The sequence below is a fragment of the Providencia sp. PROV202 genome (assembly GCF_028479565.1).
Lineage (GTDB): Bacteria > Pseudomonadota > Gammaproteobacteria > Enterobacterales > Enterobacteriaceae > Providencia > Providencia zhijiangensis.
On the sequence record NZ_JAMPNV010000022.1, the window covers coordinates 87,483 to 104,013 of the forward strand.

General features: G+C 43.5%; 14 protein-coding genes. All 14 read right to left on the minus strand.

The genetic code is table 11. From position 1 onward, the window contains the following. Nucleotides 1–52 precede the first annotated feature (52 nt). The 14 genes from PR799_RS16590 to PR799_RS16655 all read right to left on the minus strand — a co-directional run bounded on the left by PR799_RS16590 (nt 53) and on the right by PR799_RS16655 (nt 16,400). Nucleotides 53–730, minus strand: a complete 678-nt coding sequence (locus PR799_RS16590) for a DUF1345 domain-containing protein (RefSeq protein ID WP_272522833.1) — start codon at nt 728–730, stop codon at nt 53–55. A gap of 111 nt (nt 731–841) precedes the next feature. Beyond that, a complete protein-coding gene (locus tag PR799_RS16595; RefSeq protein WP_272522835.1) occupies nt 842–2,188 on the minus strand; it encodes a VasL domain-containing protein in 1,347 nt (448 codons plus the stop codon). Between the two features lie 23 nt (nt 2,189–2,211). After that, a complete protein-coding gene (gene tssE / locus PR799_RS16600; RefSeq protein WP_006662674.1) occupies nt 2,212–2,640 on the minus strand; it encodes a type VI secretion system baseplate subunit TssE in 429 nt (142 codons plus the stop codon). Nucleotide 2,641: 1 nt separating this feature from the next. Further along, nucleotides 2,642–3,181 (minus strand): type VI secretion system lipoprotein TssJ, encoded by a 540-nt coding sequence (tssJ, locus tag PR799_RS16605; protein ID WP_272522836.1) that lies wholly within the window; start codon nt 3,179–3,181, stop codon nt 2,642–2,644. A gap of 15 nt (nt 3,182–3,196) precedes the next feature. Further along, a complete protein-coding gene (tssG, locus tag PR799_RS16610; protein ID WP_272522860.1) occupies nt 3,197–4,288 on the minus strand; it encodes a type VI secretion system baseplate subunit TssG in 1,092 nt (363 codons plus the stop codon). Continuing rightward, nucleotides 4,264–6,015: a type VI secretion system baseplate subunit TssF gene (gene tssF, locus PR799_RS16615; RefSeq protein ID WP_272522862.1), complete on the minus strand. Its 1,752-nt coding sequence runs from the start codon at nt 6,013–6,015 to the stop codon at nt 4,264–4,266. The genes tssG and tssF overlap by 25 nt, the downstream gene beginning before the upstream one ends. Before the next feature lie 23 nt (nt 6,016–6,038). Further along, nucleotides 6,039–7,649: a type VI secretion system protein TssA gene (tssA, locus tag PR799_RS16620; RefSeq protein WP_272522864.1), complete on the minus strand. Its 1,611-nt coding sequence runs from the start codon at nt 7,647–7,649 to the stop codon at nt 6,039–6,041. A 20-nt stretch (nt 7,650–7,669) separates the two neighbouring features. Further along, entirely contained in the window at nt 7,670–11,047 is a 3,378-nt protein-coding gene (locus PR799_RS16625) for an ImcF-related family protein (protein ID WP_272522866.1), read from the minus strand. Nucleotides 11,048–11,106: 59 nt separating this feature from the next. Next, a complete protein-coding gene (locus PR799_RS16630; protein ID WP_272522868.1) occupies nt 11,107–12,309 on the minus strand; it encodes a hypothetical protein in 1,203 nt (400 codons plus the stop codon). 4 nt (nt 12,310–12,313) lie between these two features. Next, nucleotides 12,314–12,580: a PAAR domain-containing protein gene (locus PR799_RS16635; RefSeq protein ID WP_272522870.1), complete on the minus strand. Its 267-nt coding sequence runs from the start codon at nt 12,578–12,580 to the stop codon at nt 12,314–12,316. 108 nt (nt 12,581–12,688) lie between these two features. Then, nucleotides 12,689–13,636, minus strand: coding sequence for a DUF6708 domain-containing protein (locus PR799_RS16640; RefSeq protein ID WP_272522872.1), 948 nt, complete (start codon nt 13,634–13,636; stop codon nt 12,689–12,691). A gap of 336 nt (nt 13,637–13,972) precedes the next feature. Then, entirely contained in the window at nt 13,973–15,151 is a 1,179-nt protein-coding gene (locus PR799_RS16645; RefSeq protein ID WP_272522874.1) for a hypothetical protein, read from the minus strand. A gap of 4 nt (nt 15,152–15,155) precedes the next feature. Beyond that, nucleotides 15,156–15,419 carry a PAAR domain-containing protein gene (locus PR799_RS16650; protein WP_272522880.1) on the minus strand — a complete coding sequence of 88 codons (264 nt, stop codon included), beginning with the start codon at nt 15,417–15,419 and terminating at the stop codon, nt 15,156–15,158. A 33-nt stretch (nt 15,420–15,452) separates the two neighbouring features. Continuing rightward, nucleotides 15,453–16,400, minus strand: a complete 948-nt coding sequence (locus PR799_RS16655; protein ID WP_272522876.1) for a DUF6708 domain-containing protein — start codon at nt 16,398–16,400, stop codon at nt 15,453–15,455. Nucleotides 16,401–16,531: the final 131 nt, after the last annotated feature.

Genomic DNA, 16,531 nt, shown 5'->3' on the forward strand with positions numbered 1-16,531 from the left:
AGGCTAACTCTTTTTATTTTGACAAGTTATTCCGATAAAGGGTGTTTACCCTTTAAAAGAAGCTGGCAGAAATATTAATACACAACCCTAAAATGGCCATATTGAAGACAAATGAAATAACGGACTGGAGCAATACTGCGCGTCGCATAGGGGTTGAGGCAACTTCCACATCGGCTGTTTGTGAGGCGACGGCAATGGTGAATGAAAAATACATAAAATCCGAATAGCTGGGTTGGGTGATTTTATCGGGGAAAATTAGCCACGGTTTTTCATTTTCACTATGACCGTAATAGAGATGGGCATAGTGCATGGTAAAGCCGGTGGGTAAGAGCAGCCAAGAGGATATCAATGTCGAGGCAGTTAAAATATAAGAGTAAATTCTATCGGCTTTCGGGATATCACTGTGTCCGCCCAAGGCAAAAAATAAGGCTAATAAACTGACGCAGCAGCCTGACATCAAGAAAAATATTACCATGCTCGCGCTTTCATCTTCGATTTTTGTCAGCTTACGAATGTCTTTCACATTGTGGCTAATAATTCTCTGGAACAGAAACAGCAAATAGCACCACGCAAATGCATTCCAACTGATAATTAAGTTAATAATCAGATTTTGTGTTTTAAATAAAGCGAAGAAAGTGATGAAAGCAACAATAAGCGAGACCAAAAAGCGTGGTCGAGAATGAAATGCATGACGTAGCTGGTGGGTGATACGAGCAGCACAGCGAAGCATGGGGTATTCCTTGAAAAATAATTATCATGTTAATTTAAACGAGTATATCACTGAAAAAAATGGAGCACGAATAAGGTGCTCCATACAGGTATTGCTTAGGAATAAATAGGTTTATTTTTCGCTTTGTTTTATCAAGGCATAGCGATTGAGTAGTTGTTTAAAATGGCTATCAATCCGTTGGTATTCAGACTCTGGGACGGAACCTTGGGTTTGAAGTTGCTCAAGACGACGCAATTCTTCTTCTAACGGAACGCTTTGATTAAAATGCTGGCGGGCATTGAAAATAATGGTTTTTAATTCAGACCCCGTGATATAGCTGCGAGGTTTACCATCGAGACTGTCTAAGCGCGTACTGAGATTATTTAACTCTGCCATTCCTTCAGACCATTGTTGCAATTTATCGTTAGATAACGCGTTAATTTGTATATTTTGCTGCCATTTATCGTTAAATGCGCTGACTTCTTGTCGTTCACCATATTGCTTCGTGAGGTAACTCACCATGCTTAATCCATACTGCTGAGACCAAATTGGGGAGACGGACTCTAATTCCACGAGGTAGTTATCGATTACCTTGAGTTTTTCAGGAGAAAAACTATTCGGTTGCGCGGCATTAGGTTGTAATTGTTGCTCAAGAATTGAGGCAATATTCGGCGTAAAGTCAGGTAACTGGGGTAGCGCTTGCGCTAAAACGTGGTTATTGATTTGCGGGTGTAACGCATACAAGGTTCCTGCACACAGCGCGCCTGTGAGCACAATACCGAAAGCCAGGCCCACACAAATGCCTTTGCGGTAAGAAGGCTTGGTCGGTGTTGGTGTGCTGATGGTGGCATTGGCTTTGATGGAAATTGGCGTTGCTGCGGTACGGGCATGAAATGATGATGGTGAGGTTTTTGGCAATTGGAGCGGTGTTGGTGGAATAAAACCACTGTCCTGAACATCGGTATTTTCGAGCTGTTTGGCTTGGGTGGTGAGCAAGTTTTGCAGTCGTTCCAGCTGAGTGAGGTGTTTGAGCTCTAATGTTTGCAGCAACTGTCCAATTTGGTTGAGGGTGGCTTCAGTTTGATACAGTGCTGGCAGGTCTGCATAAACAGGTGCATGGGCGCGTAACCCTGTTATCAATTGTTGGCTCAGCGTAGCGAGGATTTCAACTCGGGCATGGGTCTGTTGTGGCCATAATCCTTGCCAGTAGCGGCTCAGTAAATGTTGGAGTAAAGATAAGCCTTCGTTTAATCCCGCGATGCCATTTTGATGCTGGCGGATCAGCGTAAACCACGCGCAAGTTTGTAAATCAGCGCCGTTTTGGTTGAATAAGGACAAACATAGCCCATGAGCTCGCGCCCAGTCTACATCAGGGCGGGCGGGGTGAAAGCGTTTATTTAATTCTTCTTTGAGCGCAGCAAAATCAGCCAGCGTGCGCGGGTCGCCACCAAGGCGCAATGTGTTTAAATCTGGATTCATAGTCTTCTCACGCTGTCGTCGGTTTAAATCGTATCGAATTGTTTTTTTAGATGGTGCACGAGAATGCGTCCATCCGGCATAAACTCAGTGCCATAGCGGATCAAACCTTGCTCATGTAATTCAACCTCAAGGGCGTAATGGAGTGCCCCAAAGCGGTTTTGTGGTAATAAAACTAAAGAGAGTGATTTGATGCGGGGCTCATACTTGAGTAACGTTGTCGATAAAATGGTCATCATATTGTGAGCGGTACCGGGGAGACCTTGGATCATTTTACTCATATCAGGTAACCCGTAGTCGGGAAGATGCTCGATACTGCCCGCTCTGGCGTTGAGAATGCGGCGAATATTGTCCATCACAGAGACCATCACTTGGTCATGTTCTGGGATAGCATCAATATCCAATCCACCCGCAAAATACCCCGTCAACATTTCATATAATGAAGGTTGGGACATGCTATTTTTCTCCAAGTGGTTTCAAGGTCATGGAGTTATCCGCGAGGGTGAGTAAGCGTGGGTCATCCGGTAGTAACCGCTTTTTGGGGATCACCACGCGCCAGTCGTCGGTAATAAGGTCAGGGTGATGGAACATCACGGCGACGGCAACAAATTCAGCGCCGTCTTCAAGGGGCATATCGAGGGAAATCGACTCACCTGGACGAATACGTAAATCTTTTTGGACCACGAGAGAGGATTTGAGTACTTGGCTATCTTTGGCAAATAACGACGCGTAATCACTCTCATCAAAGCTTTCCGTATCTTTTAATTGATATACGCGAATGATGGTGGACAGCGATGCGCCTGTATCATCGGTATTGAGTGCTTCACGCGCCACGAAATCGAGATGGACGACTTTCACTTGCTTATAAAATATCGCGTTTGCTGCACTGCGAGTGCCATCACTGACCATTTGAGTGAGCCCGCATCCAGCGAGGTTTAATGCAGTCAGAAGCACCAATGTTTTGCCGCAAAATGGCAATAAAGGGATGTGTTTCATAGGGGAGTCCCAGAATTAGAATCGATAATTAGCGTAATGTGAGGGCGGCGTAGAGTGTAATGTTGCCGATAATCGCTGATAGCGCCCTAAATTTAAGGTAATAATGTGTTCTCGGGGAGCGGCATTAGGCGCGAGTGCACCCATTGCGGCAGTACGTCCCAGTTGAACACCTTGGTGAGATTGCGTGCTTAACGTTGCGTTAGGGAGCAACTTTCTGGGTAATTTGAGACAAAGACGCGCATTGACTCTTGACCCTAGGTAGACATGCAATAGCGCCATTAAGTCTTGATACAGCTGCCCATCTGGCAGCCAATTACGGGCTTCATCAAAGTTATCAGTCTGTAAGGTAATCAAAATTTGGCTGTTTACATCGGTAGAATACTGACCTAAAACGGGTTTATTGGTTAAGGTCATCGGTGTTCTGCACGATAACCTCGTTTGAGTAGCTTGCTCGATGCGCCGCGGGTCATGGGGTTTGATTTTTACGTGAGTGTCAGGCGCGAGTAATTTAACGAGTGACACAACGCCTTCTGCGGTGCGGGTTGGAAAACGCAATGTACCCAATAGGGCGAGAAAGCGGGATAAAGGCGCTTGCACATGTTGGGCAGTGCCTGGGACTCCTAAGCCAATTAAGCCATATAAATACTGGGAAGTTTCATCTTCGCCACCTGCGGAAAAGGTCGCTGGATAGGAATATTTTCGCCAAATACGGTAAAATTGAGTCGTGAGCCGATGGTTAAAAATATCCAAAAAATCCGTAAGCGATTCGGTGCCTTCCCGTTGTTGCGCGATGTCATCGAGGTAGGCGGTGGGTAACGGCGATGTGACGCCATATAACCCTAAAAAGGTCGTTCGAATACTGGGCGTATTGCTATCTCGGTAGCGGTCTTCAATGTCGATACCTTTAATTTCGGTGACAGGAAAACCCATCCCACGATGGGGACGAAACCGGATAATATCTGTCTTCGGGTCTTGGGTGCTACCAAGTGGCGGGCGTTGTTTATTACTCTGTTCTAGCAGCTGGCAAAACCGATAGAAGTTAACCCGTGGTAGACGCTCCCCTAGCGCATCAAAAAGCTGATTTACTGAGGATGGTTCTCTGTCCATGTGAGACTATTTCCTGTTGGTAAAATATGGAGAGTCAATTGGTTAAATAGATGCACGTCGGTGTACAGTGCGAAAAAGCGGTTGAGCATTTCACCAAAGAGATGAATATCACCTTCACCGTTAAATCCGTTGCTATCAAGGGTGATATCGATGGCGATACCACGCTGTAAAAAGCCCTTTTCGAAGCGCTCGATAAGGTGCTGTTCAACGTGGATCATGGCATCGAGTTTGCGGCTGTTTAAATCATCCTCTCGCCAGTCATAGAGCGCCAATGTGCCGCGTAATACTTCTACGTTATCCATCATATTGAGGAAACTGGCGCCAAGGTGGCTGAGAACGCGCCAATGGAAACGGTCTTCGGCTGGGGGATAGCAAGGCAGGGTTGGCTTGCATAAGTTGCGAACTTGCAGCTGGTTTTGTTGTGTTTCTTCGGTTCTGTCTAGCAATGTACTTTGCAGCGCTTTGCGTGGAAGTTGCCCGTTAGTGCCGGTTAATTGCAAAGATAAGGTTTCACTTTCAAGGGCGGCGGTCGGCTGTTCACGTTCTCCGCCTAAAATCAGCCATGTATCATGCAACCCACTAACACCGCGCTTAACACGAGTGTGGTAGTAGTGTTCTGGTGCATTGCGGCGCAACATGCCGCCTCGATGGCGAAAGCTGCTGAATGGGACATAGTGAATGTGTTCACCTCGCCTTGTACCATGAACCGTATCGACAGCATAAATTTCGGTATGCCCATCTTGTAGGCGGCGGGGACGCAGTAAATATTCACTTTCTAACCCGTTAACGGTAAGAGGGTCCGCTTCAATATTGAATAAGTTGATCACCGGAACGCTGTGCAATTTTAGGTTATCGCGACTTAATGGAATGTCGCTATCCCACAAGGTATCGAGCACAATCTCCAGTTCAAAGTGACTTAATCCTTCAGGTAATTGAATTTCACCAAGCCCGTTTAAGTTGACGAAGAAAAACTTTTCGCGAAAAGAAAAATACTCTAGCAATAACTGGTAGCCACTGAAGGTACTATCTCCTTTGGGCCACAATTGATCTTCTTCCGCAAATCCTCCGGGAGAAAACCACAGCGGTAAACGAACTCGGTCAGGGGATGATGGTAAACGGATATAGGTCGCTGCGACGTGTTTGGTGAGAGCTAGATGCAGGGCGTAAGTGGTCGGGACGTCACCCGCTAAATAGAAGGAAATGGCACCAAGAGGGCTCTGTTTCCAATCGACCAGTTTTGCACAATCGAAGCGTAATCGGATCATGGAACGCCCATCAGGCTCAGTGGTTAAATTCACTGTTGATAGCGTAATGGGGTTTAAGGTTAAATCCCGCGTGGTGCGGTAACGACAAACGGTTTTCTTCTCACCAATAGGGCGTGAAAGTACTTCAAAATTGGCAGGGATCACCGACGATAATTTCATATCGTGAATATCCGGTGCAAGTTCAACCACGGACAGGGAAGGGATGGTTTGTAAATAATGAGGCCAAAGTAGACTGACTAATCCTTCCGTTAATTCCGGTAAATCATCATCAATTTTTTGGCGAAGTTGCCCCATCGAAAAAGCAAAACCTTCAAATAATCGCTCAACAAAAGGGTCGGGAATGCCGGCTTTGTCTAAATCCAATAGTGCCGCCCGGTCGGGGTGAGCTTGGGCGAACTCTTTTGCAGCTTCGCGTAGATAGCGCATTTCTGCATCATAATAGCGAAGGGTTAAATCATCCATTCGTATCACTCTCACTGATTAATTTAAGGGTAGAGTACTAGCGCTCGGACAGGATCTAAGCGAGTTAATTGAGCCAATAATTCAGACATTTGGTGATGTAACTCGGCCTTATCCGGTGTGTTACGTTGTGCTTTACCGCGCAGAAGTTGTAATTGGCGGGCTTTGACTTCAAACAGGGAATGCGGCTCCCAATCAGCCAGTTGCATGTGCTCAGCGCGATTATCTAATTCACGCAATAAGTTCAGTGCCAAATCATGACGGGCAAACTGCTCTGCCACTCTTGCCATTACCAATTGCAATAGCCATTTTTGGCGGGTGGTCTGAATATTCGGACGAGACATTAACCATGCTAGGGCGGCTTCTACCCCTTCGGTATCGGCTTGCGTTAATGCTTCTTGCTCTAAGGCAAATATCGAGCCGTTATCATCGTCATCTGCGCCTTGAACGGGCATGTGATGGAGGGACTGAATATTGTCTTCTAGAATCTGCTGTTTGATCCACACTAACGTGACTTCATCAGCGAAAGGCGTGCCATCTTCCCAAGCGAGATTTTCTAACCCCGGTAGGCGCAATAAAAACTGTTTTAAATCCGAGGCAATAACGTCCGCCCAACCATCCCAAGGCGCGGGAGATTTACTGAGTGCTTGATGTAAGTACCATTGAACATCTAACCAAAAATGGTTAACGCCTTCAGCAAATAACCGGTCGGCTTGTTCGGTGAGTTCTAACCAGTTTTGTTGCAAATATAAACGTTTTAATTGGGCTTTCGCATCCGAGCGCGGTGGCGCTAAACGTGTGCAACCATGCTGGTTCTGAGGTGGCGATTGGTGTAGGGTATCCCAACGGACGGATTTCATCAGTCGATGACCTGACAGCCAACCGTTGGGTTGATTACGTAGATAATTGGCGAGCACTTTTGCTTGGTCGAGCAGTTCGCGACCCGATTGGATGGGGGCGATAGGGCTGATACCCGAGGCCGTTTGCTTTGTCGCGACATTTTCCGACGCTTTGATATTTTGCGGGACGACGCTATCAGCCCCTCCCGATTGGGCGAGTCGATTTTCTAAGGCGCGTAAGAGGGGAGCAAGGCTAGGGCGGCTTGCTTCATCCCATGTATTAAACTCATCCACTATCGCGCTAAGTAGCGCCACAATGCGGGAAAATTCGTTGCTATCCACCTCAGGGTAGAGAGATAAGCTGTCGAGGACACGTTGACCTGCCAGCCATTCGATGGCGGCTTTTCGGCTATTTGGACGCGAAGGCAGTAGGCTGTCATGGTAGCGATGCAGTAATCCTGCGAGTAGACCGAGTCCATCGGCTAATCCCGTTTCCCCTTCACGATGCAAACGCGCCCAAATATAGTAGGTGATAACTCGCGCATCTTTGCAGACGTTGGTCAGGAGGTTCTCGGCAAGGGCGCAAATTAACTCCGTATCCGAGCCTGAAAGTTTGTTGACTTCTTCTTTCATGCGTTCGAAGTCATCGTCATAACCGGGGTCATCCCCCATTGGATTTTCGGCGGTAATGGGCAGTAGCCAGCGCTCCCATAGTGCCACTTGTTGCTCAACAAGCAGGTTAGCGGCAAGCGGATTTCCAGTAAAGCAAGCGGTGCGCAAAGCAGTTAATAAAGGCATAGGTGATGTCCTATCGATGGCTAATCCAAAAAGATTTTTTCAGGTAGAACGAAATTGCGTAGTTTTAATAGTGCCAGCGGGCCTTGACCCATTTCGGTGCGCAGTTGGTAATTCAACGTGTTGCCATCCGGTGTTACCCACGAAACGGTATAGCTACTGGTGCTGCCTGCATAAGGCGCAACGTTGGCCGTTTCGAGTAAACGGATCAGACCCCAAACACCGCGATGATCGCCATAGAGTCGGGTTCCCGAAGACGTGGTCATCCAGGTTAATGATGCCCCTGACGCGACCGTGTCCGCAGGCCAAACAAAGCGTTGCCATTCAGGGAATTGGTTATCGTAAGTAAGATTTTGCTTATCGATCACCAATATCGTCTGCATCACGTTTTTACTGGTGCCCGGGCGCATTTCAAAATAGAGACGCGCTTCCCCGTTCGCGAAAGCCACATCACCTAACTCTGTCAGGGTATTTAGCGCGGTTAAAAAAGCAGGATTAAAGCGTAAGCCTTGTGCATTCGTACTATTCGGTACCCAGTGATTGCCTTCTTTGTGTAATACGCCTTGCAAACGTGTTTCTAAGAATCGTTGGATACGGCCATTATCAGGACGCAGATATTGCGCCATTAATGGTAAGGAGATATCGCTTTGGGTATTTTTGAGCGGATAGCGTCCGCCGAAAGCGTTGTTCCACTCACTGACAATGGCATTTTGCCATTCGCTATTAATGCCTTGGGCGGTTGGTGTGAGCAATTGCTGCCACGCTTGGGTCATCGGCTCGACCAACAGTGCATCCCCAAAGCTTTGCCACTCTTGCCCAAAGCTGGCGGCAATCAAACTGCCCATATCCCGCGCTTCGGCAAAATCGACATTTTTACCTTCTAGAATACTTTGTGCGAAGGATTGAGACATCGCTTGCGGATCCGGCGCATTAACCACTTGCTGAAGCTTTAATCGTACGCGAGTGATACGGGTGAGATAGGCTTGTAGGCTGAGGTTATCGCTTGTTTGCGTGGTGGCTTGCGGATCCACAAAACTCAGAACAGGGGCAAAGGTATCTTCAAGTGGACCCGTAAAGTCGGCTTTCTGACTAATGACGGGTTTTTGTTCTTTGTTGAGCAGGTCTTTCGCGGAGTTCATAAAGGAATCGGCGAGCTTTTCTTGCTGGCGCCCGGTTTTCCCTTGATAAGCCACGGTATTCATCAATGCAATGACCGGTGACTGGCGCACATCGCTCATCAAAGATAACTGGTCAATAGTATCGGACAAACTTTCAGTATGGCGCCATTGCAGACTATTGAGGAAGTTTAACCAGCTATCAGAAAAATCAGCAAAATAGCGTTCGGTGAGCTGCTGTTTAAGCACATCTGGCGAAATATCTTGGCTAAGTTCATGCTGGCTATCACTCAATACCCAATCAATTTCATTGCGGCGGGATTCAACCACTTTTTTGATGGCGGGTTGAATAGATTCTTCCCATGCTTTGCGGGTAAAAATTCCCGACACAAACTCATCGGTGGTGAATAAAAAGCTGGCATCGGTATCGCCGGTCATATCATCTAAGGTCATATCTGGGAACTGATGCTGCGCTTGTAATAATACTTCTTGATACAGCGTGGCACTTTCGCTGCGTTGACCAATTTGTCGAATGAGTAAAGTACGGCTTTGATTAATTAGGTTATTGTTGGCGGTTAACTGCCATTCAGGATGCTTCGGTAGCTGCTGGGCATAGAACATGAGTAATTCTTTGCCGAGGGTTTGCCATTCGCCTTCGTTCATCCCTTGCGGGACGGGAAGGGTAGTGAGCACGCTATCAGTAAAAAACGCGGGATCCATGCGTTCAGGGGTACTCATCATTAAGTAGGTTTTTAGGGTTTGATACGCCCCTTGGGTGGCTTGACGACGGTCATCACTGTTAGGGGATAACTGGGCATAGGCTTGTAATTGTTGAGTTAACTGTTGAGCGATGGTATCCCGCAAAGGCGGTAATACCGTTTGTTGATATAGCGGCCATAAATGGGCTAATAGTGGCTGATTACTGTTTAGCCCGAAATGGAGCCAGAAAGGCACAGAAGTTTGTTCACGATGATTGAGTAAGCCTAAGGTTTGCTGAAAATCATACTGGGCTTTGAGGCGTTCAGTCTCCGGTAATTGGTTGTTAGCAGCGACGCTCGCGCTTTGGTAGCTTTCTTCGATAAGCTGGCGATTGGCGAAGTAAGAGACAATCATGCCTGCGCCCCATAAGGTCATGGCGGTAGCGGCGCCATATTGAACGAGGCGTTTTTTGTCAAAGCCTAAAGAGGCAGGCTGTAAACCGGATGCCAGTTCAGATTGCACATTCAACCAGCTTTTCCAGCGGGTATCAGGGTGCCAACTATTTGGCAAACGCTGCTGATTTAACGGATTGATACAAGGGCTAAATGTGATGCCGGAAAAAGGCAGCGTACGTAATTGGGTATTGAGTGGGGCTAATGCAGTCGCAAGCTGCTGGCTGCCACCGTTTTGTAGAAATTGGGCTAAGGCGAGCAGATAGGTGTGTTTCTGTTCACGCAATAACGCTTGGGTTCCGTTGATCACAAGAGCGGGGATCAGGCTTAATAAGCTAGGGGATAGCGCCTCGGCAGGCATATTTTGTTCTGTCATGCAGAGAATAGCGGGCGTTTCAACAGCGCTAAGGGATTGTTGGTCACTGACACTCCATACCCAAACTGGCGCACGCCAACCTAATTCTTGGAAGAGGTTTTGGATAGTACGCCCGGCGTTATGGGCTGTTGCGGTATTGAGGTTAGTGAAAGTAACGCTATTGTCTAAAAGCTGGGACGAAATGCTGTTTTCAGTCACCCAAATCACGCCATCGAGCGGACGACGTCGGCGTAGGTGTTTGAGGGTTTCTAGTCGCTCTGAATCTATAGAACTCCCGATATCACCACCGTAGATGAGTAGGGTTCCATCACATTCTTGCCAGATTTCTTGTGTCAGGCTAGGGGCCAGTTTTTCGACGGCGGAGTGGGAGCCGAGGAGGAGCTGAATGGAGACTTTAGAATGCCAGAAAGTGCCGTATTGGGATTTTAGGGTATTTAGGACTTCTAACAATAAAACATTCTCTATGTCATCATGATTTTTAATGAGATTATCTGAGGCTTTTTTTGTACCACTATAAGCTTGTTTACCAATCCAGCGGCTAACAGTAAAAACAATAATAGAAGCCAAGCCAATAAAACCAGTTACCCATACGAGGGTATTCAAAGCATCATATTGTTTTTCCGAATTAGGCTGAATTTCTAATATTTCTGGTGAGAAATAAAGAATGAAGCCAAGGGTTATAGCTATGCTGAATAACACTAATAGAATAACCCATGGTTTTTCTAAATTTTTTAGTATGGAGATTAAATAAGATTTCATATCGTGGCTCCAGATACGATGAAAATAAAGTAATTAATGTGTTTCAATGTAATGAAGCATTAAATTCCGATTGGAGGGGTAACTGTCCAAACAAATATTTCATTATTTTGATGTGTAATCGCAAGTTGGGCTGCTTCGGTTTTTATTAAACATGAAGTACTAATATAAAGGTTAACCCAAGGGGAGGCATGCTGAGTACAGCCAATAATATTATCAATACTATATAAAGGAATTTTCCTTCCGCTTTCGGTAAATAGAACTTCTGTTCTAGTGTTATCCAGATTACTGATTGAAAAAGCATTAAGAAAAATAGACTTTACTTTGGTTAGCCCGACATTCCCCCAAAGGAGAGCATTATCAATAGATTTACTTAACTCCAGCGTATTGTGCTTATGCTGAGGTATAGATTCAGGTCGGTGAATAAAAGCGATATATTTGTTAAGCGTTTTTTTAGGTGATGATAATAAATGAGCTACACTAACCTCTGTATATTTATCAATGGGTTGTTTAATCAGATGAAGGTTTATAGTGAGTAGGTATTCAAAATCATAGATTTTATCTAACCAGTTATCTACAATGCTAATTGGGATATGTTCTTTATAATTAATACTGAATGGCCTTTCGAGTAATTGAGAAACTTCTTGATTAATTTGTTTAGTATCACTTTCATTTAGAATAATACTTTCTCCAATCGAAACTAAAATATTTAATGATACATTGTTTGATAGACATTTGATTGCGGTTAGCATTGATGGCTCACTAATTAACGCTTTAATTCTATTGATGACTCTTTCTACATCTGAAGTGTTGCTATCAATGAACTGAGCACAATAACTTGCTTTACCGTTGATGAGGTTAGGGGGCAAAAGAGATGTTTTACTGGTAATTATTTGTGTTGATAAATCTTTGCAGTTTGTTATGTGAGGAAGAATCATGGCTTGTGCTAAAAGTGTAACTTTTCTTTGGCCTATCGATATTCTTTTATCTTTATCTATTTGTCTTTGTGTATCCCATCCATCAGCTGCCCATTTATTAAAAAGAAAAAACATATATCTAACAGAATATAAACCTAGCCAAATTATGAGGGTAAAAATGAGTAAATTAAACTCTGGTATTTTTTCTATTAACGACTGGGAAACTAGCAATCGATGTGAAATATAAATGACTACTGATAATAAAACAAAAAAAATGCCCCATTGTTTAATTGATGGGAAATCTTGACGTTTTGCTTTTGGCGGTAGTGATAATAAATCAACAGGCATCAGTTTAGAGGCTCGCTTTGGCATTAGGAAGAGAGGAAATCAATGTGCAGCCACAGCTACATTTATGACCATCAAATGCAATAGGTAAGCCATTATCTAGAAATGTTGGATGTCCTTGGGAAATCACTACATTATTATGCCCTTTTTTAGGGCATGATACGGGGTCACCTAAGCGGGCGACACCAATGCCGTTAAATACCATTGATGAAGAACCTGATAATACTTGACCACCACTTGTATTTTCATCACCAATACGAATAATACCTTTCATGATAAAAGCCCTTTACGATTTGCTATTGGAAAATGATAGAGACGGCTTTAAAGTAAAATACACATTTGAAGAGAATTGAATAATAAATATAATTTCCATTCATAATAATTAAAAAAATGCTTTCCAAAGATTTTTTGGGTTCATCGAGGCATTAAGAATATATGGGTCATCTTTCTCTATCGGACATTGAGCCTGGATAGACTCAGGCCAGACAGGGCGACGGCTGGTTAAAATTGCGATATAACGAGGTAGCGCAAATAAAAAGGCTAACGGTACTGTGATAGGAAACAGGATCACAGGTGTACCATTATGTTGTGTCATGGAGTAGAAGAAGGTAAATCCAAAACTCTCTTTTTTATTTGCTATTGGTAAACAAAAAGGAATGCGTTCTTTCATACCTTGTGGGCCTTCTTCCATATAACGACGCACAAATTCCCAATGGGCTTTCAGTTCGTCAAGATTGTTATGTGATGAAGGTAGACAAAAGGTATCGATAATCGTGATGCCATCATCTGCCAATACATGCCCACTAATATAATAATCCTTGCCGATTTCTTTGCGATGATTTAGTCCTGTCGTGAAAAATACGTTTTGCCAAGGAGCTGTAAAGATAGAGCCATCAATACGTGTCGCGTGTATCAACTGGTTTTTACGATCAAACCGAATAGGGTAATGAGTCCATGCGAACCACTCTTTTTTTAATAAGAATAACATCCAAAGACCTATCGGAAGAAATGTAAAGGCAATAAGAGAAGTTGCTAACAAGCTGTCTACTTCATAATCAGACTGTATAATGGTATCAATAATTACCCAGATAAAGGCTCCGATAAATGCAAAGGAAAAGATAAATGCAACTAAAGATAATATCCCTTTTGATGAATAGAATTTATCTACTATTTCCAAGTAATTAGAATTTATCGTAATAACTTTTAAATCCGGCATGAGTTGTTTCGTATCGATATTTACTCGTGTTTTTTGCTCTAATTTCCCTGCAAGTTCACTTTCATTTAATGGTCTATTAATTTTAAATTGTGGAAATAATCCGTAATAATCCATATTTATTGTCCTATTGCGCGTTTAAACTGTTCCATTTCCATCCACATTTGCTTTATACGCTTCTTTCCTCATAAGACGTGATAGCGTAAAGAAAACTAAAGATCCAGAAATCAATATTAAGGTACTGGCAAACGTTATCTTAAACAGTTGAGCTTGATAGCTTAAGCTGACAAACCGTTCTAAGTGATGGGGTGAAAAATATAAAATGAGACATAGAACAATGCCAATAATAATGAGGGGTAATAATATTATCCAAGGTTTCTTTAATGCGTTTATAAGTAATGAAACTCGCATATCCGTGCTCCGAATTTTAAACAATACAAATCAATAACGGTATTATGACAGGGCGATGAGTGTGGTGTAGGAGGGATCGGGTTCATCAATGACAAGTTGTGGTTGGCGATGTTTTTCACAGAGTGTTGCGCTGATAAATACATTAAGCCACAACGTAGTGTGCCCGGAATGGCCTATTACCTGATTAATATCAATGAGTTTAAAATGACTGTAATGGGTGAGTAAGGAAACGTTATTGATGACGAATGAGCGCTCTTTTTCACTCGGTGCGGTTAACCAAAGGTGTTTGATTTTTGTGGGGGAAGTATTCGCCCAAAGGATTGCCGTCTCTAACTTCTCATTGAGTGAGTTCTTATTCATATCTGTGATGACTTCGGGTCGATGAAGATAGGCAGTAAACGTATTGTGAGTTTCTAATGATGACGAAAATAATTGCGCCAGTGCGACTTCACTTTGGTGATTGATTGGGGCATCGAATAAATAGAGATTAATCAATAGTACGGTATCATATTGGCGAAGATTATCTAACCAGCTATCGATGAATAATGAATCAACGTTTTGCTGGTAATGTATTTTAAAAGGCCTGGCTAAGTGATTCACGAATTGTTCGTGAAGATGTTGTTTATCTGTTTCACTCAGTTGAATGTTTTGCCCGAGCGACAGGATGACAGTCAGTTCTCTTTGTTCTGAAAGTTGGTGAATATGGGCGCTAAGTGCAGACGTATTCAGTAACTGATTAAGCCGATTGATAATTCGATTCAACAGGGGGGCGTGAATATCAAAAAAATGGGCGCTATAAATACAGCGGTCATTATATTCACTCGGTAAAAGGCGTGTTTTTTTTGCCTCCAGTATTTGTGTGGATAAATCACTGCAATGAATGACGTGAGGTAAAACCAGCGATTGGGAGAGTAAGGTGATTTTTCGTTGCCCTAGCGCTATTCTGTATTGTTTATCTCTTTCCCTTTCATTATCCCAACCATCCGCCCGCCATTTTCCAAGCAAATAGATAAAATACCGGATGGCATAAAAACACCCCCATACGGCTAATGTGAGAAAAAATAGATAAAGGGTTGGTTTTGAATCCGCATCTGAATAAAGAAGGTGATTAACGAGATTCAGTAGCAAAAATATTGAGACAAAAAACGTTCCCCAACGTTTTATTGACGGGAGGGCGGGTCTCGCTGCTCTATCGGGTAAGGAGCGTAAGTCAACGGGCATATTTTTAACTCGTACTGGCATTAGAAAGAGAAGAGATTAATGTGCATCCGCAACTGCATTTATAGCCATCGAAGGCAACGGGGATGCCATTATCGGTAAAGGTGGGATGCCCCTGCACAATGACGGCATTATTGTGCCCTTTTTTAGGACAATCAACGGGGTCACCTAAGCGTGCGACGCCAATACCATTAAATATCATGTGGGAGGAACCCGAGACGACGCATCCTCCACCTGTTGTTTTATCGCCAATTCTAATGATACCTTTCATCATGTCTCCTCCATTGTATCGAAATCATCACCATTAAAAAAAGGTTCTCCACAAGTTTTTGGGATTGGTGGTGGCATCTAAGCGGTAGGGGTCATCTTTATCGACAGGGCATTGAGCTTGGATGGATTCAGGCCAAATAGGGAGGCGACTGGTAAGAATACCAATATATCTGGGTATACTAAAGATGAATGCCAACGGTATAAATAAAGGGAAAAGTAGAATTGGTGCTCCTTTATATAAGGACATTAAATAGAAAAAAGTAAAGGAATAACGCTCTTTTTTCTTGTCAATCGGTAAACAAAAATCAATTTGTTGAATAAGATCTTGAGGTCCTTCTTCCATGTATCGACGCACAAATTCCCAGTGAGACATCACAGCATGTAATTTTGGATGGGATAAAGGCAGGCAGAATGTATCAATAATAGTGATACCATCATCCGCGAGAATATGACCGCTAATGTAATAATCATTTCGAATAGATTTTTGGTAATTTAATCCGGTTGTGAAAAAAATATCTTGCCATGGCACAGTGAATACTGAACCATCAATTCTATGAACATGAACCAATTGGTTTTTACGATCAAATCTAATGGGATAGTGTGTCCAGGCAAACCATTCGGTGCGGAGTAAGAACACCATAAATCCACCTAGAGGAATAGATATTATACTTATACCTATAATGAAAAAAATTTTACTAGATGAATATTCATTAAGCAAAATAGTTGATATTGCTACCCAAAAAAGAAAACCCCAAATTAATATAGTGCTTATTGAAGTTAAAAAACTCATATAACCACGACCTGAGTAAAATTTATCAACCAACTCTAAATAATGTGAATTAATTTGAATCACAGTCAGGTCAGGTATTACTTCTTCGTGAGTTAACTCAATCCGTCTATTTTGGTCAAGGTGCCCTTCACGTTCTTTGTTGGTAAGTGGACGGTTAAGCTTAAATTTGGGGTGTAATCCATAAATATCCATAATTGTTATCCTATTGCACGTTCAAAGGCATCCATTACAATTCATTGGTATTCTTCAATTTAGCCTTAATGCGCTGGTTCGCTGATTGCTGTTTATCATAACGGGCTTGATAGATATCCAGTGGCTCATTC